The sequence below is a fragment of the Caballeronia sp. INML3B genome (assembly GCF_023631305.1).
In the GTDB taxonomy this organism is placed as follows: Bacteria; Pseudomonadota; Gammaproteobacteria; order Burkholderiales; family Burkholderiaceae; genus Caballeronia; species Caballeronia turbans.
Genome location: NZ_JALQDI010000077.1, coordinates 172,849 through 190,961 on the forward strand (window position 1 = coordinate 172,849; position 18,113 = coordinate 190,961).

Sequence of the window (18,113 nt, forward strand, 5' to 3'; positions counted from 1 at the left end):
TGTCTTCGGACGAAGCACAGGGCCTCCCTTGGCAATTCGGTCCGCTCTTGAAGTTCCGATGCAGCCTTCGACAATTGCCTGCCGCGCGGGAAGCCATTACTCCGGCTATCGTTCTCTCGGATTCTCTTTGTCGACCGGCGACTTTTCATCCGGCAACGCATCTGGCTTTGGGCGGCGCCTACGGGCTGCGCGCTCAACAGAAGACGCCGCTGATTGACCCCTATCGACCGTTGGCAAGCATTCTAGAAGCCGGTGCGTTCTCTCTTGGATGTCGGCCTCCGAATTTGGACTGCAAAGCGCGAGCACCCTGGATCGCCAATATTCGGAACTATAAATAATAGAACCGGCGCCAAATGAACCGCAGCTTCTCAACCATTCGAGATGAGCCACAATGCTTTCGAGGTGCGAAAGCTCTCTCCGCTGTAACTCGTGCACATTCATAGGTTAAATCGCTATTAATGTACGTCGTTTCGTGGTTTCGTCTGGCAGTACAAATAGCTGCAAGTGCCGTCCAACCTTTGTAGCATTAAAACATGCTAACCGTTCGCATATTAATCAGGGTTTACTACACAGCGATTCGTTAAGCTCGATCGTTCGGGTTATTTAGGCAGAGAGGAGTCTGGGAAAACATTGTTTTGGGTGACGGATGTCGAAGGTCGCCTACCGCGTACTGGAATTTGGATTCGCTGATATACGCCTTCAGTGCGTCATGCTTCGCTTTGTAATCGGAATAGCCTTTTCATAACTTTTCCGGGCATATCGCCCGGCAGTCGATCAGTCTGTGCCAAGGCGTAGAAGAGCAAAGCAAGCCGTCGGTGAACTCAACGAGATCGACGATCACGGAGGAAAACATGCGCAAGCTGTTCTTTACAACAGGATCGTGCTTGTTGAAAAAGGACTCGACTTCGAGCGTGCGGAAACCTATACCACGCCCAGCGCTGAAGACCGTGCGAAGGTGACGCCCACTCTGCAAGTTCCTACCCTGGTCGATGGCGAGCTGACCTTATGGGATTCCGCCGTGATCATCGACTATCTCATGTCCAGCTATGCAGGCCGTCCTGCGCCACAAGGCATGGCGCCGTTAGCGGCTGATTACGTGCGCGCGACAGTGGGCTGGCACGATAAGCTCGTCCTGGCCACGTTGCAAACCTTCGGCGTGTCGACGACGACGGTGTCGCAACTGCAATGGTCCGGCGTCCGGCATGAAGAGAATGGACATGCCGGGCGATGTGCAATTCGCAATCAGCATCTTCTCGACTGGTTCGAGGCTCAGCTACTCGGCGCCGACGACGGTTTCGTCCCCGGCGTGGTTTCCGCCCAGGACATCCTGCTCGCATGTTTTTGTCACTTCATCGAACGCCGGCCACTGCGACTATCATGGCGGGCTCCAGGCCGACCCAAGCTCGAGTCTTTGGTGGCGCGAATGCAAAGACGACCGTCTTTCCAGCAGGAGGGCGCGCTTTGGTGGGAGCCAGGCGTGACGTATGGAACCGCCGCTGAAGTCGAGTGGGCGAGCCGTAAAACTATTTACGACGGGCCCGGTTTCAGCGACTGGGCGGCGCAGTGCGCAGGTTAGGTGACGCCCTGGCGGCGATCGAATTCCCAGCCCTTCCACGGAACCCGTCAGGCAGGAGCCGGCCATGAAGCGAGATTCGCATGTAACGTCGGTCAGACGTTCAGGTATCCGTTCCAAACCGTAACCGCCCACGCTATTGCGCCTCGTTCCTTCGGTTGCAGGCGATGGAATGAATGGGTACAGGCCGCCGGTTGCCGTGCCAGACGCGTCCGACGATCGCAGGGCTGAACAGCGACGACGGCGGCATCATCAAGTTGACAACCTTCAGGAACGCAGTCGCCAACGTGCTGTCCCGTGTCGCAGCAAGATGAAGCTTGCCGATGTACCAGTTGATGAAACGCATCGTCGGCGGCCGCGCGCCCTTCACGTCTGGATGGCGCAGGTCGTTGCCAACCGCGATGTCCCACGGAATATCGACGATCTTTGCGGCCGCCCCGAAGAATCGACGCGCAAGGTCGATCGAGCCCGCACGCAAGCACTGATGCAGCGTCAGCGCCTCCTCTGCTGCGACCGTCATGCCCTGCCCGTAGACGGGGTTGAAGCTGCAGATAGCGTCGCCGAAAACCAGGTAATTTTCGGGGAAGCGCGCGAGCCTTTCATACCGCCGGCGCAGGCTTGAGACGTGGCGGTAGCGCCTGTAATCGGTCAGCGGCTCTGCTCTTGCGACGACGTCATGAATCTCCATCGTCGGCAGCGTCGCCAGATACGTGAGAAAGCCCGCGTCGTTGTCCGGGGCGTCGTCGCCAAGATAACCCCCGGCGCTGACAATCCAGGTTTCGCTTTCCTGTGCGAGCATGACGCCGTTGCGCCAGTTCGGCGCGCTGCCAGCGACGACGATACCGTGCTTGCCGTCGAGATCGGTCGGCCGGCGCCGATAGGTACGGGTCGTGTAGCAGATGCCGATCTCGACCTTCTCCTCGGCGGGCGGGGGGTAGCCGAGGTCATCGAGCCACGCGGCACTGGATGAGCCGCGACCGGTCGCATCGACGACGAGGTCCGCGTCGATGATCTCTTCCGGCTTGCCCTTGGCGAATGTGCGCACGCCCGTCACGCTCTTGCGATCGGGACCGGTGGCAATCGCCCGCGCAGCGCAATTTTCGATGGCATGCACGTTGGGTAATCCCAGAAGCCGTCGACGCAAATGGCCTTCGAGCACCGGACGGCTCGCAAGCAGACCGCTCAGGTCGCTTGTGCCGTTGGCAAGCCTGACGTTGCGGCCGATCCAGATCACATCGTTGGCTACATCGCCGATCAGACCGCCGCTTTGCGCGACGACGTCATTGTTATATCCCGGGAAGAATTCCTCGAATATCGCACTGCCGCGGGCCAGGAGCCCGTGAGTATGACGACCCTGCGGCACGCCCTTGCGCGGGCTGTCGTCGGTGGGAAACGCATCGCGTTCGAGCACGGTGACGTTGGTATAGAAATCCGACAGGACGCGGGCGGCCAGGAGCCCACCTATGCCGGCGCCGATCACAATGGCATGCTCGCCGAGTTTCTTCATGGCAATCCCCCAGTTCAGTCTGTCGCGATGAGCACAGCGGCCATCGTCTGCAGGCAAATGCTAGGATTGCGTCGTCCCCTGAGCGTCCCCGGGACGCCGTCGTCGAGGGCTGTCTTGCCATGGCTTTTTTCAGCGTGCGAACGCTTGGATTTCCGGAGATCCGTCGGGACGGCCGGCTGTGCCAGCTGGCCTTGCGCAAGGGACTGGCTCTGCTCGTCTACCTGGCCGAAGCGAGGACGTCGGTCGGGCGCGACACCTTCGCCACGATGTTGTGGCCGGAAGACTGCGAAGAGGTTGTGCGGGCGCGGCTGCGGCGTCTGCTGCATCGCCTCCAGCTCTCGCTTGGCGACAGTGTTCTGACCATCGACCGCTCGACAGTTCGATGGTCGGAATCGATCGAACTGCAGGTGGATGCCCGGCTATTCGAAGAAGCCTGCGACCGCGGGGAGTTCGAGCGGGCGTGCCGCGCGTATTCGGGCGACTTTCTCGAGGGTTTTTCACCCGGCGACTGCCCGGAGTTCGACGAGTGGGCCTTCTTTCGCCGGGAAGCATTGCGAGGCCGGGCGATCCAGGCGCTAGAGAGAGTGGTGCACGACAGGAATGCGGCCGGTGAGTACGCTGCGGCGGCCGCGCACGCCGGCCGTCTTGTCGAGTTCGATCCGCTTAGCGAAGTGTACGGCCGTCACCTCATCCGCAATCTCCTGCTTGCCGGAGACCGGGCCACGGCCCAGCGCCACCTCGAGGCCCTGACACGCCGCCTTCGCGACGAGCTTCATGTGGCGCCCGAATCCGAGACGCGCGCGCTGCTGAGCGACAGCGCAGCCTTGTCCATCGACGATCCGCCGTCGACGCGCTACGTCGGCGGCGGCGGCGTCCATCTTGCATTCCAGGCCTGCGGCGTCGGCCGGATCGATGTTCTGCTTCTGCCCGGTTTCGTCTCCCACGTCGAGCGGGTGTGGGAGGAGCCACGTTGCCGGGCGTTTTTGTCCTCCCTCGCCAGAATGGGCCGTCTCATCTTGCTCGATCGCCGCGGTGTCGGGCTCTCCGACAGAGTCGGGTTCAATCCCGGCGTCGACGCAACCGCGCAGGACATCGGGACGGTACTCGACGCCGCCGGCAGCCGTCGGGTCGTTCTGTTCGGCGCGTCGGAGGGCGGACCGGCATGCATCAAGTTTGCCGTCGATCACCCCGACCGTGTCGCCGGCCTCATTCTGTTCGGCTCACTGGCGAAGGGGACCGCAACGCATGATTATCGCCACGCGCTGCTGGCAGGTCAGTACGACGAATGGCTGCGGCAACTCATTGCAGTTTGGGGTGGGCCTGCGGGCATTGAGACTTTCGCGCCGAGCCTGTCCGGCGATCCTCGGGCGAGAGCCTGGTGGGCAGGCATGCTTCGGGCTGCGTCGAGCCCGGGAGCCATCAAGGGCGTGCTCGAGGCGTTGCGCGATATGGATGTGCGGCATCTTCTGGGCCAGATTTCCGTCCCGACGCTGGTGCTGCACCGTCACGACGACCGCGCCGTTCGCATCGGCGCTGGCCGCCATCTCGCCAGCCATATCGCGCATGCGCGGTTCGTCGAACTCGACGGGGCAGATCACTGGCCTTTCGCCGGAGATCAACAACCCGTCCTGGACAACGTCAGGCAGTTTGTCGAAAGTGTTGCGGCGTAAGTGCGAAGCACGGAAGACTGGTGGGCAGTGGCCACCGGCTTGCTTGCGAACATCGTCGCGTATGCGCTGCTCGCCCCGGGCAGCATTACCCAATGGCTGAACGTCGCGCAGGCGAGCTGGTCGAGCATCGGGCAACTCGCGGGCGCTCTCGGCAAGCATGCGCGCTGCCAAGCGCGCGCAGAGAACGGTCGTCAGCAAACCTGAAATCGCCGAGAATCGGGGATGCGCGCCGCCGAACTTGCTGACAGACTGTGTAACAAACACCTTTATTACGCGAGGCCGAAACTACCATGCGCTACTACTCTTTCGATCAAGGCAAGGACGCACTTCTTCTCCTCGCTCGCGTGCTCCTGATGGCGCTTTTTGTGCTCTTTGGCTGGCAGAAGCTGACGGGCTTCTCAGGCACTGTTGGCTATATGACTTCGGTCGGCGCACCCGCGCCGATGCTTTCTGCGGTTGTCGCGGTCGTCATGGAATTCGTGGTAGGCATCGCGATCGTCGTCGGCTTTTACACCCGCCCACTTGCCTTGCTGCTGGCCCTGTATACGCTCGGCACCGCGTTCATAGGCCACCACTACTGGACCATGACGGGCACGGCGCAGTACGCAAACATGATCAATTTCTACAAGAACGTCAGCATCATGGGTGGCCTGTTGCTGCTCGCAGCAACAGGCCCTGGCCGATACTCACTGGATCGGAAGTGAGGTCGTGCGAACCACGGCGGACGACACCGGGCAAAGCAGTCGGCCACCTCGAGTCGCGTCCCGCCGCATTGACGGCTTTCGGGAAAAGACGGCTCGCGGCAAATCGCGTTGAACGCGTCAGCCCCAATAAGACATGCGCCTCAATTTTCTGATTTTTCTGCCGTAAACGAGTCATGTCAGATCGTCTTCGGCTGGGCGAAGGCTCAACGAGCGCATGCGTGTCGACCTCATCACCTTTTACCTGTTAGCAATCGGAACGCTCCTCGCCAGCGGCGCCTTGACGCTCTGGGAGCGCCGGTCGTATCCGCGGCGCAGGCGCGAACTTGGCGTGCTGGCGGCGGGTTACGCTACGCTCGCATTAGGCTGCGCCGCCGCCGCGTTCCGGCATAACCTTCCCGGCCTTCCCGGCGTCGCGGGCTCCGCGCTGGCGAATCTCATCATCGTCGGCGGGTATCTGCTGAACTTGCAAGGTGTCGCGCTCCTGAAGGAACGCCGCTACGGCCGGATCGCCCTCGGCATTATGTCGATGCTCGCGTTCGCCTGGGCCATCGCGGGCGAGCGCGGCGAAGCGGTTATGTGGGCATACATCAGCGCCATTCCCATCTCCGTGGTGTGCGGCCTGACCGCGCGCGAACTCCTCGGCATGCGCGATTCAAAATGGAAGCAGTCGCGCAACATCGCCGTGGCCGTCACGGGCGGTCACGCGCTCTTCTACGCGTTCAGGGTCACCATTCTGCCGTGGCTGGCGGCATCGTTCGGACCGCACTTGCTGGCGCTCTTCGGCCAGGCGACGATGTACGAAGGGGTGCTCTATTCCGTCGTCCTGCCGATGACGCTCCTGCGCCTCGCGCGCGACGAAGCCCACGCCGATCTGCGACGCGAATCGCAGACCGATTACCTCACTGGTTTGGGCAACCGCCGATGGTTCTTCGAAGAAGGCGCAAGCGCCATCCGCGAAAGCAACGCCTTTCCGCCAGTGTCCTGTCTCGCGCTCGACCTCGACCACTTCAAGGCGGTCAATGACCGCTTCGGCCACGAAGCCGGCGATGAAGTGCTGAAGTCGTTCGCCAAAATTCTCCGCAGCGTGCTCGGCCGCGATGTGATTCTGGCGCGCATCGGTGGCGAAGAGTTTGCCGCGCTGCTGCCGGGGCACGAAAGCGCCCGCGCGAAAGACCTGGCCGAAGCCGTCGTTCGCCGATTCTCGCAGACGGTCACGCGCACGACGGGCGGCGTGGAGATCGCGGCCACGGTGAGCATCGGCATGGCGCGCTTTGGCACCGAGGAAGACACGCTCGCAAAAGTTCTCGCCGCCGCGGATCGCGCGCTCTACAGCGCAAAATCGCGCGGTGGCAACCGGCTCGAGATCGCGCGAGCCGCAACGACCCGCGCCAATCTCGACGATGCTCCGGACCGCCGCCTGACGGCCCTCTGAGCTTACTTCCTGCCGTCCGACGACCGACTCAGCCGATGAATTGGCAGCTTCATCGCTTCAATTCGAAGATGCTGTCGATCTCAACCGGGATGCCCATCGGCAACGTATGCACCCCGAGCGCGCTTCGAGCCGGAAGCTTGTCTTGCCCGAACAATGTCAGCAAGAGGTCACTGGCGCCGTTGGCCACCTGCGGATGTTGGGTGAACGACTGATCGGCACGCACGTAGACCGTCAGCCGGCTGCATCTCTCGACGTTGTCGAGCCCGCACGCCTGATCGACGCAGGCGAGGATCATGAGCATCGTCAGACGCGCTGCGTGCTGGGCTCTTTCCAGAGACACATCGGCGCCGACTATTCCGACGATCGGCTTGCCACCCTCGAAGGGCCCGAGACCGGAGACATAGAGTTGACTTCCGGAGACGGAGACCGTTCGATAGGAGCCGAGCGGGTCGATTGGAGGCGGCAATTCGAGGCCCGCTTGTGCAAGGCGTTCGGATACGTTCATGTTCGGGTCAGCGTGATGTGATGAAAACAATAGAGTAACTTGGTCAATTCTGTTCGATGCAGTGGGCTCGAAAGTCCGATTCGAAGCACGTCAACCGGCGGTTCAGGGTTGCGAACCGCCGAATAGCTTTCGAACTCGATGAATGACGCGACTAGCGCCGTCCGGAACGGCCCCAGACGTAACGCACCCACCGTCGCCATCGGTTCGTTTGCGAGGTTGACTTGTGCGCAGCCTGTGCCTCCTGGTCTCGCTGTACTGACTGCTGCACCTTTTCGTAGACCTGGCGCATCGTCATGCCACCAGGACCCGTCAGTTTGTCGGGATCGGGGCAAGAATCGTGATCGGAGTCGTCTGTCATTGGAACGCCTGGTGAAGATAACGGAAAGTGCGCGCCTTGCAGGAAGCGCCGGGCATCACGCAGATCAAGTGCCGTCAGTTACCGCCGGCATTCGATGAGCCGGACCGGTAGCGCAGCAGATGATCGGTGCCGGATTCGGACAACCAGACTTCTCCTGGGCGACCCATCATCTGACGCACGTTCGCGTGCGCCCGCGGCAGCGCGAACGTCTCGAAACGCTCCGTGCGCGGGTCGAAGCGGACTAACGCGTTGGCGCTCCACTCGCTAAGCCAGACGATGTCACGGTCATCGACGAATATCGCGTAAGCATGCGGACTTGCGCCCGGCAGACCCCACTCGCGCCATTGATTCGTTGCTGGGTCGAACATACCGACCTTTCCTGCATTCCACTCGCTGATCCAGACGCGTCCCCGCGAATCGGACCACGCTCTGCGCGCGCCCTGGTCCGGTGTCGGCGGTTCGATGACCTTCGCCGCGCCGCTCACCGGATCGATGCGGCCAAGGTAGCTGCCGGCAAGGGATGCGAAATATAAGCTCCCGTCGGGCGTGACGCAGATTCCGTAGGCCCCAGGTCCGCGCGGAGCGTCGAACACACGCATCCTCTTGCTTGCCGGATCAAGCTCACCGTAGATACCACGTTGCCCGGTAAACCAGAGATGGCCTCGCTTGTCGAAAACCGCCGTGTTGAGGTTCGCGTTCTGTCGGTCCTTGGGCAATGGAAAGTGCGTGACGGCGAGTGTCCCGGCGTCGACGCGCACGATTGCATTGAGGCCGCCGTCCGTGATCCATGCCGCCCGATCCGGACCGATGATCACGCCGTGCGGTGCCGACCCGTTGCCGAGCAGGACCCGATCGGTCTTGCCGTTACGCGGGTCCAGCCGTCCGACTGCGCCTTGCGCCTGCGCGGTGTACCAGACGGTGCCGTCGGGAGACGGAGCGACGTCGTGCGGTGCGCTGCCGGCGGGAACGGCGAACGAATCGAACGATGGGGACTGGGCGTGTGCCGAACCCAATGCGAATATCGCGACAACGAGAGCCGGCGTGAAATACCGGATGACCCGGGATGTGATGCTTCCGTCCATAGTTGCCGTTGCCTCCACGTTGGGAGTTGACTCGAGGTCACGCCTGCGGCCTATTGTGTCACTTACTCGAGTATGTAGTTCAGCGCCGCGCCTAGCGGTTCCTTTGACACTGCGGCGAAACGATGGACTACACGGACTTTCAGGTGGGGATCTCCCAGGCGAACGCCCGCCGCCGGAATCGCTTCCTTGACGGCAGCATGATCTTCCGCAATGCGTTCGGGCTTGCTTGCGCCCGGAATCACTGCCGCGACGACCGGATTCGCAAGCACGAATTGCAGCGCCGCGGCCTTGACACTCACGTTGTGGCGATCGGCGATTGCCTTGATACGCGCGACCTTCTCGAGGATCTCGGGCGATGCCTTCTGGTATTCGAAGTGTAGAAGCGGATTGAGGGATAAACGCTATTCGTTCGCCGCACTCGCGGGGCGATAATCGACAACCTCGACCGTTCCATGACCGACGATGCGCGACCGAATCGACGACGAAATAACCTTCCGCAAGCTCGAAGTCCTGCTCGCATTCATGGAGACGGGCAATCTGGCGAAGGCGGCCGAAGCGCTGAACGTGAGCACCGTCAGCGTGCACCGCGCGCTGCACTCGCTCGAGCAAGGCGTGCGATGCGCGCTGTTCCGCCACGAGGGCCGCAATCTCAAGTCGACCGAAGCGGCGCAGATGCTCGCCGACGTGGCGCAGGAGGTGCTGACGCTGATGTCCGAAGGCATTCGTGCGACACGCGAGGCCGCGGGTTATTCGTCAGACCGGCTCAAGATCGGCTCGCTGTATTCGCTGACCATCAAAACCGTGCCCGGCATCGTCGTCGATATCAAGGTGCGCCGGCCGACACTCCACGTCGAACTGGTGCTCGGTCCGAATGTGGAACTGCTCGACAAACTGAAGCGGGGCGAAATCGATGCGGCGCTGATGGCGGTGCCGGATGCCGAACCCGAGGTCGAATCCATCCCCCTTTTCGAAGACGACATCTTTTTCGCCGCACCGGCGGGTTCCGCCTACGCAAACCAGGAGGCGGTCGACCTGCGGGACTGCCGCGACGAGGCATTCGTTTCGCTCGGCGAGGGCTTTGCGACCTATCACGGCTTCGTGGAGGCATTTCGCGTCGCTGACTTCACGCCGAACGTGACGATGCGAACCGGCGATATCTTCTCGCTGATGAACCTGGTGAGCGGCGGTGTCGGCTACACGCTTCTGCCCGGGCGCGTGCGCGGGGTCTTCGGCGACAAGGTGCAATTCATTCCGCTCAAGCCGCAATACCTGATGCGCCAGACTATCGGCGTGAGCTTCCTGCGCGCGCGTGAGCGCGACCCGAACCTGCTCGCGCTGATGGCCGTCTGCCGCTTGCGCACAAGAAGCGCTGGCTGACGCTTCACCGTTCGTCGCGTCTGCGTTCGCGTTCGACGAGCGCGCCGAGGTCCGGCAGCGAGGTCTCGCTGCAACTCACCGCGACGCCCTCCGTGAAAATCGGGCTGGCCATGCGCGTCAGGACATTTGCGGGCGGCATCTCGATCGCGAGGCGCGCGCCGCGCTCCCACGCAAGTCTCATCGTGTCGTGCCAGCGCACCGGCCGCGCCATATTGCCGGCAAGATCGGCGGCGATGCGCGCACCGTCGAACAGCGGCCGGGCGGCGCTGCTGCTCAGATACGCGATACCCGGCGCACGTACGTGGACGTCTGCGAATGCATCGGCGAGGGAGGCCGCGGGTGCGTCGAGCAGGGCGCAATGCGATGGCACCGCGACATCGAGACGCTCGCAACGTTGCGCGCCGTGTTCGATTGCGAGCGTGGACAAACGTTGCATCCCGGCATCGCTGCCCGAGACCACCATCTGCGTTTCCGTGTTGATGTTCGCAAGAAAGACGGGCTCGGTGTCGCTATTCACTTGCGCGATCAGCCGTTCGAGCGCCCGTTGCGTCATGCCGATGATCGCAGTCATGCCGTAGCCGCCCGGATAGGCGCGCTCCATCAACTGGCCGCGCAAGGCGACAAGCCTGGTGGCATCGGCGTAGGCGAGGGCGCCGGCGATCACGGCGGCGGGATACGCGCCGACCGAAAGTCCCGACACCATGTCGGGCTCGTGGCCGCGGGCCCGAATGACGCGCGCCTGAGCGACGCCCGCGATCAGCAGACAAAGCTGCACGGCGACGGTGGAGCGAAGCGCTGCCGCGTCGTCGATGCACTTCACGTCGTAGCCGAGCACGTCGCTGGCTTCTTCGAGCGTGCGGGCGACTTCGGTGTGCGCCGGCAACGCATGCAGCATGCCGGCGCGCTGCGAGCCCTGACCGGGAAACGTGAATAGCACGCTCATGATGCGTCGGGCGCCCAGGGATCGGCTACGAGCACGGGACCGCGCCCTGTCTTCAGCAGCACGCGGTCGGCCCGGCCGGCCCACTCCGCCAGAGCGAAACCGCCGTGGCCGTTATCCACTTGCATGTCGATGCGCGCGGGCGCGGCTCGCAGCAGCGACAGCAGCGCCCGCGCTTCCTCTCGCGGCAACGGCCGCTCCGCACGCACCAGAAGGTCGAGGTCGCTGTCCTCCCGGAGCGTGCTCACGCCGCTTGCCAGCGCAAAGCCGACGCTGCCGGCAACGCCCCAGGTCAACGCGAGCCGGTCGAGTTCGGGCGCGATGCGATCGAGTGCGCGAATGCAGGGCAGGTTCGCGAGCGCGACGTGTGCCCGCCAGCCGCGCCCCCGGGCGAGCGCCTCGGGTGTCACGCGCCGCACGATGCGCTCGCGGGCCACGAACGCCGCGAAGCGCTCGCCGCGCGTGCGCCCTCGAATCCCCACCGGCACGAGGCCATGTTCCGCGACCGCCTCGCGCCGCACGACGACCGGCGCGACCGACAGCCACTCGGGCGAAGCCCATGCAGGCACGTCCGAAATCGGCCGGATGTCTTGCGGCGTTGCAATCCACAGGAGGTCGTGCGGGCGGATGATTTCTTCGGTGATGGACACGATGGTTCTCTCGGACGCATCACGCGCCCATCAGCGCCTTGGTCGCAAAGAAAAGCAGCGAGGGCCCGAGCAGGCAGCCGACGCCCGTATGGAAGGTCGCGATCAGCGCGCCGTAGGGAACGAGCCGCCGGTCGGTTGCGGCCAGCCCCGCGCTGACGCCGCTCACCGTGCCGGCCAGCCCGCCGAAGATCATCGCGGACCGTGGCGTCTTCAACCCCATGAAGCCTGCCGCGATCGGCGTGCCGATCATCACGATGATCGCCTTGATGAGACCCGTCGCGATGCTGAGCGCGATCACATCCGAGCTCGCGCCGATCGCCGCGCCCGTCACGGGACCCACGATATACGTGACCGCGCCCGCACCGATGGTCGTCATGCTGACCGCGTCCGTGTAGCCGAACGCATGCGCGATGCTCGCGCCGACGATGAACGGCAGCACTGTCCCGAGCAGCAGCGAGACCACGCCGATCAGTCCCGCCTTGCGGGCTTCGGTCGCCTGCACTTCGAACGCGGTCGCGACGATGGCGAAGTCGCGCAGCATCGCACCGCCCATCAGACCGACGCCGGTAAACAGCGGCAGGTCCGCGAGACCTTTTTGTCCTCCGGTGAACGCGCCGCCGAGGTAGGCAAGCACGAGGCCGATGACGATCGCGATCGCCGAGCCGTGCACGCGCCCGAAGGTCAGCTTGCGCGAAATCACCGACGACACCCACATGATGAGGCCCACGAGGAAGAACGCGGTGACGAGGCCGTTCTGGATCAGAATCTTGTCGAGCATATGCAGCATGGCGGTCTCCTGCTTCAGATTTCTTCGAGGTGCGGGGCGTTCACGAACGACGTGCTGTCGTGACCGGTGCGGGAAAGGACGGCGATGCAGCCCGCGCAGACAGCGGCAGCGCCCAACGCCGACAGCAGCGCGACGGGACCGCCCTTGAGCGCGGCGACAACGTTCTGGTTGGCCGCCATCGCGACGACGACGGGGATGTACATCGCGCCCCAGAAGCCCACGCCCGCTTCGGTCTCCTTCGGCAGCCAGCCCTTCTTGTGCAGATAGAGGCGCAGGAAAATCAGCAGCAACATTGCGATGCCGACGCCGCCGACGTTGGTCTTCACGCCGATGGCAACGCCGAGCAGATCGCCGAGAAATAGTCCTGCGAGGTGGCAGAACGCCAGAAGGGCGGTTCCGTAGATGATCATTTCGTGTCTCCGTTAATAAATTTATTGGCTTCTAGCGAGCCGCTGCGAAGGGCCGGTTCTAGCGCCACTGCTCCCGCAACTTGCGCCGCACGGTCGCGGAGGCCGCGCGGTGTTCGCTGCCGAGCCGGCTTTCCAGCCCGCGCGAAGGGTCGCGGCGAATGTCGTCGAAGGCGGCTTGCAGGGACGTCTCGACGGCCGTCTGATCGGCGCGGGTCGGCGCATCGGCATCGCTCACGCTGAGGAGCTTCCACAGCAGCCCGAGCGACGCATAGTTGTCGATGTCGTAGGCCATCGGCGGCACGCGCGCCGTGAAGGCTTCGAGATCCGCGACCGAGCGCAGCGTGACCCGCGCGGCCGATTCCTTGCCCATCGCATGAACCATGACCTGCGAATCGGCGAGCGCGATCAGCCGGTTCGCCTGATAGCCGTGCGCGAGAAACGCCCCGGACATCGCGCGCCCGACGATCAGCCCGATCACCGGATGACCCGCGAGCCGTGCGCTGGCGTAAGCATCCGCGGCACCGGCGAGCGCCTGGTGGATGCCATACGCTTCTTCGCGCCGTCCGTACGCCTGACTCGCGACATCGATGACCGCGACGATTACGCGCTTCTCGTCGCGCTCCTTGTCGGCCGCAATGACTTCGCGCACCGCCCGCGCAAGTTCCCACGCCTCGACAAGCCCGACCTCGCCGCCGCGCGCGCGCGGGAACGGGTTGTCCGGATCGGGCACCACGGCGATAAAGCGTGCGCGATGCTCGCCCAGCCGCGCATCGGCGACACGCACGGACGGCGGATAGCCGGGCTGCAACGGCGCGCTGTACGTGAGCGCGTCGAGCCAGACCGCGCCGCGCTTCGAAAGCTCTTGTGTGCTCATGACTGAAACCCCTTGCCGTAGATGGCGGCTACCTGTTCGGGCGTGGCCTGCACGCCCGGATCGACCTCGGAAAGCCGCGCCAGGAAACCCGCGACGCGTTCGCTGCGGCATGCCTCGGGCCGGCCCGCGCGAAACAGGTCGATGACGGCCGCGCGCATCGCATCGGCGTCGTCGGCGACGTAGTCATCGACGAGTCCCGTGCGATGCCGTTGCTCGCAACCGGTGAAGCTCCAGATCATCGGACGGTCGCGCGAATCGAATTCGGCGATGCCCGCTTCCTGCTCGATGACAGCAGGCCCGTTGAGGCCGAGGCGCGCTTCGCGCGTGCCGATGAGATAGCTGCACAGGCCTGCCGCGATAGACATGCCGCCGTAGCAGCCGATCGGTCCGGCCGTGATGCCGATCACCGGCTGGTAGCGCCGCAAGTCGACGATGCCCGCGTGAATCTCCGCGATCGCCGCGAGCCCGAGATTGGCTTCCTGCAGGCGCACACCGCCCGTTTCGAAGAGGATGACCGCGCGCGTCGGAATGCCGTTGCGGTTGTCCTCGGCCGCGAGTTCGAGGCTGCCCGCGATCTTCGCCGCCGACACCTCGCCCATGCTGCCGCCCTGGAATCCGCCGTCGATGCCGAGCACGACGGCGGGCTCTCCGTCGATAGTGCCCCGGGCGACCACCATGCCGTCGTCGGCCTGCGTGACGATGCCCTGGCGCATGAGCCACGGCGACGTGACGCGCTGGAACGGGTCGAGCAGTTCGCTGAACGTGCCTTTGTCGAGGAGTCTTTTTGCGCGGCTGCGCGCATCGAGCTCGATGAAGCTCTGGCGTTCGAGCAGTTGCCGTGTATCCATGATGTTCACGCTCCGCCGGTTGATTTCAGTTGTTCGAAGACTTGCCCGATGCGCATCTGCACGACGCCCGGCGTCGCGCCCGAGTCGTTGATCTCGAGTTTCGCGGCGGGCAGCGATCCGTCGCCGAAGATGCGTTCGAGCACGGCTTGCCAGAGGCGGCCTTTTCCGTCGACGGAGGTCGTGATGTTCACGACGGTGCGATTCGCCGCGTTCGCTTCGAGCAGCACTTCGAGGTCTCCCGAAGCGACGACCCCCACGAGCGCGCGGCCTTGCGCGGGCTGCCCCGCCGGGAATTCGAGGACGATGGTTTCCATGTGTGTTCCTATGCGTTCGACGGATGATTGGCTTCGCCTCGAAGCCGGTCGAGAAAGATGGCTGCGGCGAGCAGATCGGCGGCGCCGCCGGGCGATACGTGCAGTTCGACGAGACGCCGGTCGAGGGTCTTCAGTTCGCGGCGCCCCGCGAGCGCGGCGGCGCCGCCTCGTTCGAGCACGCACCGCGCGCCGTGCTGCATTTCGGCGAGCGCGTCAGGGCCGCCGCGCGCGAGCACGCAGGTGTCATCGAGCGTTGCCATCACGGCGAGCAATGCGTTGAGGCGCGCAGCCGTTTCGCTGTCGCCACGCGAGCGCGAACGCATGAGCTCCGGCAGCGCGATATCCACGACATGCGGGAAGCCGGCCTGCGCCTGTGCGCGCGCGCCGCCGACGTGGTAGTCGAGGCACGCCTGCTCGCCCTTGTTGCCGGTGATCGCCGGGGCGTGGCGGTCCTGCACGCGAGCGATGGACCCGGCACGCAACGCGACGGCTCGCGGTGCAAGTTCCAAAGGTGCGCGTGCCGCTGCGGTCACGAGCAGCCCGAGCGCCCAGATCGCGCCGCGATGCGTGTTCACCCCGCCAGTCGCGCCGAGCATGCGCGCTTCGCCGTCGCGTCCGATTGCGCCGATGCGCTCGCGCAGCGCGAGCATCGGCTCGATTTCGAAGCCGGCTCGCGCCAGCTCGACGAACGTCGGCTGCAATGCGAGCGCCGATACGCACATCAGCCTCCAGTCGAGATCGCGATGCGCGCCGCGGCTGCGGATATCGACGAGGCCGGGTTTCGGCGCGAGCGTGACTTCATCGATCAGCGCTTCCACCACATGCGCGCCGAAACGCTCGGCCAGATCCGGTGCGTGGCGCAGCGGCCGCGCCGCATTCATAGCGAGGTTCTCGCGCATTACCAGCTCCGAAAGCGTGCGGGCGGTTCGTACAGCCCGTCCGACCAGTCGACGATATCGGCCATGCTTTTCGCGGCGAGCAGCGACCGGCTCGCCTCGCTGCGATGGACGCCGAGGTCCTCGGGCAGCGCGACGAAGCCGTCGCGGCGCAGCGCCGCAAGCTTGCCTGCGTCGCTCTTGAGACCGATCGGCGTGACCCCCGCGACGGCGGCGATCATCTCCTTGCGATGTTCGAGCGAGCGCGCCTTGTAGAGATATGCGATGCCTTCCTCGGTCAGCACGTGCGTGACGTCGTCGCCATAGATCATGACCGGTGCGAGCGGCATGCCGGACTCGCGGCCCACCTCGACGGCATCGATCGATTCGACGATGGTCGGCTGGCCGCCCGCCTGGAACGTCTCGACCATTTGCACGACGAGCTTGCGGCCGCGTTCGAGGGGGCTATCCGTTTGCAGGAGATCGAGCCATGCGGGCGTCGCGTGGCGCCGGCCGTGCGGATCGTGGCCCATGTTCGGCGCGCCGCCGAAGCCGGTGAGCCGCCCATGCGTGACCGTCGACGAATTGCCAGCGCCGTCCATCTGCAGCGTCGAGCCGATGAACATGTCCACCGCGTATTGCCCGGCGAGCTGGCACATCGTGCGATTGGAGCGCATCGAGCCGTCGCGGCCGGTGAAGAAGATGTCGGGCCGTTGCGCGACATACGCTTCCATGCCGAGTTCGCCGCCGAAGCAGTGCACGCTCTCGACCCAGCCGGTTTCGATCGCCGGGATCAGCGTCGGATGAGGATTCAGCGTCCAGTGGCGACAGATCTTGCCCTTGAGGCCGAGCCTTTCGCCGTAGGTCGGCAGGATCAGTTCGATTGCCGCGGTGTTGAAGCCGATGCCATGATTGAGCGACTGCACCTGATGCCGCTCGTAGATGCCGCGAATCGCCATCATCGCCATCAGCACCTGGATCGGCGTGATGAGACGTGGATCGCGCGTAAAGAGCGGCTCGATGAAGAAAGGCTTGTCGGCCTGCACCACGAAATCGATCCACGAGCCGGGGATATCGACGCGCGGCAGGTCCTTCGGATCGTCGACGATCTCGTTGACCTGCGCGATCACGATGCCGTCGCGAAACGCCGCGGCTTCGACGAGCGAGGGCGTGTCCTCCGTGCTCGGACCCGTATAGAGATTGCCTGCGCGATCGGCCTTGTAGCCCGCGCACAGCACGACGTTCGGCGTCAGGTCCACATAGAGCCGCGCATACAGCTCGATGTAGGTGTGAATCGCGCCGATCTCCAGGATGCCGTCCTGCAGGAACTGCGAGATGCGCAGACTTTGCGCGCCGGCATAGGCGAAGTCGAGTTTCCTTGCGATGCCGCGCTCGAAGAGATCGAGATGTTCGGCGCGGCTCACGCTCGGAATGATGAGATGCAGGTCGTGGACGATGTCCGGATCGACCTTCGCAAGCGAACGCGACAGGAAATCCGCCTGCTTCTGGTTGTTCCCCTCGACGACGACGCGGTCGCCAGGTGCGACGAGCGCTTGCAGGACATCGACGATGCGCCCGGTGGGCAGCACCATGCCATCCGCGATCGATGCAACCCGCGCAAGCCGGCGATGTTTTTCCGCGCGGCGCGTGGCCCAGCGGGATTGGCTCTGACTTTGAATGGACATGTGGACTCTCGCTCAGGACATGAGGCAAGTCTAGGGAGCGGACGAAGTGGTTTCAATCAGCTTCAGAATGCGTTCGTTATCACGAGGGTAACGATCGGTCGGGGCGCATCCCGTGTGCCGCGCCCGACGGAGCTGTGGGGTGGAAGTTCGACGCTGAGGGTTTTCCCTCGTCACAGCAGGTCGCAATCAGCGGGGGATTGGACAAGCGACCGAGATCCAGAATTTTTTCTATTGGAAGTCGACGAGTCGCTCTCCTATATCGCATTCCGTTCGTTCGTGATGGATTCGAAACGAAGTGGTAAGGAATGTCGGCGCGACAGGGACTTTTGATTAGACGGGCACGGATGGAATGAAGCCGCCGCTGCGTTTGCCGTTCGGCACGGACACGCTCAAGGCGCTCGCGGAAAAGAATGCGCACGTGACTGCCGCAACGCAAACCTGGAAGGCGCTTTCCGCATCCACCGACTTTCCGGCCTGATCCGCGAAGAAAGAACGGGCAGACAGCGCGCGTGCAAGCGGCGT

18 protein-coding genes and 2 pseudogenes are annotated in these 18,113 nt (G+C 64.0%); 7 read left to right on the forward strand and 13 right to left on the reverse strand.

Going from position 1 to position 18,113, the window contains the following annotated elements:
• The first annotated feature begins 781 nt into the window (after nucleotides 1-781).
• On the forward strand, nucleotides 782-1,576 hold the full coding sequence (locus NCS58_RS31815; protein ID WP_250478443.1) for a glutathione S-transferase family protein: 795 nt from the start codon (nucleotides 782-784) through the stop codon (nucleotides 1,574-1,576).
• 133 nt (nucleotides 1,577-1,709) lie between these two features.
• On the opposite strand, the gene NCS58_RS31820 is transcribed toward NCS58_RS31815, so the two are convergent.
• Complete coding sequence (locus NCS58_RS31820) at nucleotides 1,710-3,080, reverse strand: NAD(P)/FAD-dependent oxidoreductase (RefSeq protein WP_250478444.1); 1,371 nt, start codon at nucleotides 3,078-3,080, stop codon at nucleotides 1,710-1,712.
• A gap of 119 nt (nucleotides 3,081-3,199) precedes the next feature.
• Between NCS58_RS31820 and NCS58_RS31825 the strand changes: the two genes are divergently transcribed.
• From NCS58_RS31825 to NCS58_RS31840, 4 genes are all read left to right on the forward strand, one after another.
• On the forward strand, nucleotides 3,200-4,750 hold the full coding sequence (locus NCS58_RS31825; RefSeq protein WP_250478445.1) for an alpha/beta hydrolase: 1,551 nt from the start codon (nucleotides 3,200-3,202) through the stop codon (nucleotides 4,748-4,750).
• The gene (locus NCS58_RS31830) at nucleotides 4,751-4,954 is read left to right on the forward strand and encodes a hypothetical protein (protein WP_250478446.1); all 204 of its coding nucleotides are present in this window, start codon (nucleotides 4,751-4,753) and stop codon (nucleotides 4,952-4,954) included.
• Between the two features lie 86 nt (nucleotides 4,955-5,040).
• A complete protein-coding gene (locus NCS58_RS31835) occupies nucleotides 5,041-5,454 on the forward strand; it encodes a DoxX family protein (protein ID WP_061118512.1) in 414 nt (137 codons plus the stop codon).
• Nucleotides 5,455-5,668: 214 nt separating this feature from the next.
• Nucleotides 5,669-6,886 (forward strand): diguanylate cyclase, encoded by a 1,218-nt coding sequence (locus tag NCS58_RS31840; protein WP_250478447.1) that lies wholly within the window; start codon nucleotides 5,669-5,671, stop codon nucleotides 6,884-6,886.
• A 49-nt stretch (nucleotides 6,887-6,935) separates the two neighbouring features.
• On the opposite strand, the gene NCS58_RS31845 is transcribed toward NCS58_RS31840, so the two are convergent.
• The 3 genes and pseudogenes from NCS58_RS31845 to NCS58_RS31855 form a co-directional block, all read right to left on the reverse strand.
• On the reverse strand, nucleotides 6,936-7,391 hold the full coding sequence (locus tag NCS58_RS31845) for a RidA family protein (protein WP_250478448.1): 456 nt from the start codon (nucleotides 7,389-7,391) through the stop codon (nucleotides 6,936-6,938).
• A gap of 432 nt (nucleotides 7,392-7,823) precedes the next feature.
• Nucleotides 7,824-8,831, reverse strand: a complete 1,008-nt coding sequence (locus tag NCS58_RS31850; RefSeq protein WP_250478449.1) for a lyase — start codon at nucleotides 8,829-8,831, stop codon at nucleotides 7,824-7,826.
• 62 nt (nucleotides 8,832-8,893) lie between these two features.
• A pseudogene (locus NCS58_RS31855) lies at nucleotides 8,894-9,208 on the reverse strand (aldo/keto reductase); the annotation flags it as partial.
• A gap of 85 nt (nucleotides 9,209-9,293) precedes the next feature.
• Here NCS58_RS31855 and NCS58_RS31860 point away from each other — a divergent pair.
• Nucleotides 9,294-10,208 (forward strand): LysR family transcriptional regulator, encoded by a 915-nt coding sequence (locus tag NCS58_RS31860; protein WP_061118516.1) that lies wholly within the window; start codon nucleotides 9,294-9,296, stop codon nucleotides 10,206-10,208.
• 4 nt (nucleotides 10,209-10,212) lie between these two features.
• On the opposite strand, the gene mdcH is transcribed toward NCS58_RS31860, so the two are convergent.
• Genes mdcH through mdcA form a run of 9 tightly spaced genes read right to left on the reverse strand, consistent with a single transcriptional unit; the run spans nucleotide 10,213 to nucleotide 17,591 of the window.
• Nucleotides 10,213-11,151: a malonate decarboxylase subunit epsilon gene (gene mdcH, locus NCS58_RS31865; RefSeq protein ID WP_250478450.1), complete on the reverse strand. Its 939-nt coding sequence runs from the start codon at nucleotides 11,149-11,151 to the stop codon at nucleotides 10,213-10,215.
• Nucleotides 11,148-11,798: a malonate decarboxylase holo-ACP synthase gene (locus NCS58_RS31870; protein WP_250478451.1), complete on the reverse strand. Its 651-nt coding sequence runs from the start codon at nucleotides 11,796-11,798 to the stop codon at nucleotides 11,148-11,150. The genes mdcH and NCS58_RS31870 overlap by 4 nt, the downstream gene beginning before the upstream one ends.
• Nucleotides 11,799-11,817: 19 nt before the next feature.
• Nucleotides 11,818-12,585: a malonate transporter subunit MadM gene (gene madM / locus NCS58_RS31875; protein ID WP_061118519.1), complete on the reverse strand. Its 768-nt coding sequence runs from the start codon at nucleotides 12,583-12,585 to the stop codon at nucleotides 11,818-11,820.
• A 14-nt stretch (nucleotides 12,586-12,599) separates the two neighbouring features.
• Entirely contained in the window at nucleotides 12,600-12,995 is a 396-nt protein-coding gene (madL, locus tag NCS58_RS31880; RefSeq protein WP_061118520.1) for a malonate transporter subunit MadL, read from the reverse strand.
• Nucleotides 12,996-13,053: 58 nt separating this feature from the next.
• Nucleotides 13,054-13,869, reverse strand: a complete 816-nt coding sequence (gene mdcE, locus NCS58_RS31885; protein ID WP_250478452.1) for a biotin-independent malonate decarboxylase subunit gamma — start codon at nucleotides 13,867-13,869, stop codon at nucleotides 13,054-13,056.
• Complete coding sequence (locus NCS58_RS31890; RefSeq protein ID WP_061118568.1) at nucleotides 13,866-14,717, reverse strand: biotin-independent malonate decarboxylase subunit beta; 852 nt, start codon at nucleotides 14,715-14,717, stop codon at nucleotides 13,866-13,868. Before NCS58_RS31890 ends, mdcE begins: the two co-directional genes overlap by 4 nt.
• A 5-nt stretch (nucleotides 14,718-14,722) precedes the next feature.
• Nucleotides 14,723-15,031 carry a malonate decarboxylase subunit delta gene (locus NCS58_RS31895; protein ID WP_061118522.1) on the reverse strand — a complete coding sequence of 103 codons (309 nt, stop codon included), beginning with the start codon at nucleotides 15,029-15,031 and terminating at the stop codon, nucleotides 14,723-14,725.
• Between the two features lie 8 nt (nucleotides 15,032-15,039).
• Complete coding sequence (locus NCS58_RS31900; RefSeq protein ID WP_250478453.1) at nucleotides 15,040-15,930, reverse strand: triphosphoribosyl-dephospho-CoA synthase; 891 nt, start codon at nucleotides 15,928-15,930, stop codon at nucleotides 15,040-15,042.
• On the reverse strand, nucleotides 15,930-17,591 hold the full coding sequence (mdcA, locus tag NCS58_RS31905) for a malonate decarboxylase subunit alpha (protein ID WP_061118524.1): 1,662 nt from the start codon (nucleotides 17,589-17,591) through the stop codon (nucleotides 15,930-15,932). The genes NCS58_RS31900 and mdcA overlap by 1 nt, the downstream gene beginning before the upstream one ends.
• A 343-nt stretch (nucleotides 17,592-17,934) precedes the next feature.
• Here mdcA and NCS58_RS31910 point away from each other — a divergent pair.
• Nucleotides 17,935-18,069 (forward strand): annotated as a pseudogene (locus NCS58_RS31910) (short-chain dehydrogenase/reductase); the annotation flags it as partial.
• Nucleotides 18,070-18,113: the final 44 nt, after the last annotated feature.

What these genes read in the sequence shown, in the direction of transcription:
- NCS58_RS31895 (WP_061118522.1), bottom strand. Translation starts at nt 15,031, where the DNA reads ATGGAAACCATCGTCCTCGAATTCCCGGCGGGGCAGCCCGCGCAAGGC.
- NCS58_RS31860 (WP_061118516.1), top strand. Translation starts at nt 9,294, where the DNA reads ATGCGCGACCGAATCGACGACGAAATAACCTTCCGCAAGCTCGAAGTC.
- NCS58_RS31840 (WP_250478447.1), top strand. Translation starts at nt 5,669, where the DNA reads ATGCGTGTCGACCTCATCACCTTTTACCTGTTAGCAATCGGAACGCTC.
- NCS58_RS31900 (WP_250478453.1), bottom strand. Translation starts at nt 15,930, where the DNA reads ATGCGCGAGAACCTCGCTATGAATGCGGCGCGGCCGCTGCGCCACGCA.
- NCS58_RS31845 (WP_250478448.1), bottom strand. Translation starts at nt 7,391, where the DNA reads ATGAACGTATCCGAACGCCTTGCACAAGCGGGCCTCGAATTGCCGCCT.
- mdcH (WP_250478450.1), bottom strand. Translation starts at nt 11,151, where the DNA reads ATGAGCGTGCTATTCACGTTTCCCGGTCAGGGCTCGCAGCGCGCCGGC.
- NCS58_RS31835 (WP_061118512.1), top strand. Translation starts at nt 5,041, where the DNA reads ATGCGCTACTACTCTTTCGATCAAGGCAAGGACGCACTTCTTCTCCTC.
- NCS58_RS31850 (WP_250478449.1), bottom strand. Translation starts at nt 8,831, where the DNA reads ATGGACGGAAGCATCACATCCCGGGTCATCCGGTATTTCACGCCGGCT.
- NCS58_RS31820 (WP_250478444.1), bottom strand. Translation starts at nt 3,080, where the DNA reads ATGAAGAAACTCGGCGAGCATGCCATTGTGATCGGCGCCGGCATAGGT.
- mdcE (WP_250478452.1), bottom strand. Translation starts at nt 13,869, where the DNA reads ATGAGCACACAAGAGCTTTCGAAGCGCGGCGCGGTCTGGCTCGACGCG.
- mdcA (WP_061118524.1), bottom strand. Translation starts at nt 17,591, where the DNA reads ATGTCCATTCAAAGTCAGAGCCAATCCCGCTGGGCCACGCGCCGCGCG.
- madL (WP_061118520.1), bottom strand. Translation starts at nt 12,995, where the DNA reads ATGATCATCTACGGAACCGCCCTTCTGGCGTTCTGCCACCTCGCAGGA.
- madM (WP_061118519.1), bottom strand. Translation starts at nt 12,585, where the DNA reads ATGCTGCATATGCTCGACAAGATTCTGATCCAGAACGGCCTCGTCACC.
- NCS58_RS31825 (WP_250478445.1), top strand. Translation starts at nt 3,200, where the DNA reads ATGGCTTTTTTCAGCGTGCGAACGCTTGGATTTCCGGAGATCCGTCGG.
- NCS58_RS31890 (WP_061118568.1), bottom strand. Translation starts at nt 14,717, where the DNA reads ATGGATACACGGCAACTGCTCGAACGCCAGAGCTTCATCGAGCTCGAT.